We start from the raw sequence: 1,172 nt of genomic DNA, 5'->3' as shown, positions 1-1,172 counted from the left end.
GTTCGCCGCCAGCGGCGCCCGGGTCGTGCTCGCCGTCCGCGACGAGGGCAGGGGCCGGGAGGCCGCCGCCGCGATGAGCGGCACCGTCGAGGTCCGCCGGCTCGACCTCGCCGATCTCGCCTCGGTCCGCGCGTTCGCGGACGGGGTCACCGAGCCCGTCGACATCCTCGTCAACAACGCCGGCATCATGATGCCGCCAATGACCCGCACGGCCGACGGCTTCGAGTCCCAGGTCGGGGTCAACCACCTCGGGCACTTCGCCCTCACGAACCTGCTGTTGCCGCGAGTCAGAGGACGCGTCGTCACGATCTCCTCCAACGCGCACCGGGTGGGGTCGATCGACTTCGGCGACCTGAACTGGGAGCGGAGGCCCTACCGGGCGATGGCCGCGTACGCGCGGTCCAAACTCGCCAACCTGCTGTTCACCTCGGAGCTCCAGCGGCGACTCACCGAGGTCGGATCGCCGGTGCTCGCCACCGCCGCGCACCCCGGTCTCGCCGCGACCAACCTGCTCCGGAGCAACGGCCAGCGGCGGGTCCGCGACCGAGTGCAGCGCGCGGTGACGAACCTGGTCACGCAGAGCGTCGAGGACGGCGCGCTGCCCACGTTGTACGCGGCCGTGGCGGACGTCCCTGGCGGCGCCTACGCCGGCCCGAGCGGTTTCCTGGAGGGACGCGGTGCTCCCAAGCTGGTCGGTCGTTCGGCGCGGGCGCGGGACATCGAGCTGGCCCGCCGCCTGTGGGCGGTGTCCGAGGAGCTGACCGGGGTCACCTTTCCCCGGCGGCGGCTCGAAGGCGTGCCCCGGACGGAGGCGGAGGCCTGAGCCGGGGTCGAGCGTGGCCTCCCGGCAGGTCTCGGGCTCGCTGGCAGGCCCGTGCTCAGGGCCCGGCGGTGGAGCTGGGATGGAGTTCCCGCCGGGTGCGCGCCGGTCGCGCCTCGCCCCGGCGGGGGAGAGGCCGGTCGCGGGTGCTCCGTTCCCGCCGGGAACGGGGACCGGCGAGCGAGCGCCTCCGATCATCGCCCGCGCTGTCGACGGAACACGGGGACCGGCGGCACCCGGTGCGCGAATGGTGACCCGCACGGGCGCACTCCCGTGGTGGATCGCCCGGGACCAGGCCGACGACTCCGCGCGGGTCCCGGTCCCGTCGCCGGACGTCCCGGCTTCCAAGACG

At 74.6% G+C, this 1,172-nt stretch carries 1 protein-coding gene; it reads left to right on the top strand.

The genetic code is table 11. The annotated features are described in order from the left end of the window. On the top strand, positions 1-823 hold an 823-nt coding region (locus ACTIDRAF_RS31190), incomplete at its 5' end, for an oxidoreductase (protein ID WP_016701356.1). Positions 824-1,172 lie beyond the last annotated feature (349 nt).

This window comes from Actinoalloteichus spitiensis RMV-1378 (assembly GCF_000239155.1).
In the GTDB taxonomy this organism is placed as follows: Bacteria; Actinomycetota; Actinomycetes; order Mycobacteriales; family Pseudonocardiaceae; genus Actinoalloteichus_B; species Actinoalloteichus_B spitiensis.
Note: the sequence above shows the minus strand (reverse complement) of the source record. Positions and strands in the feature narration are given on the sequence as shown.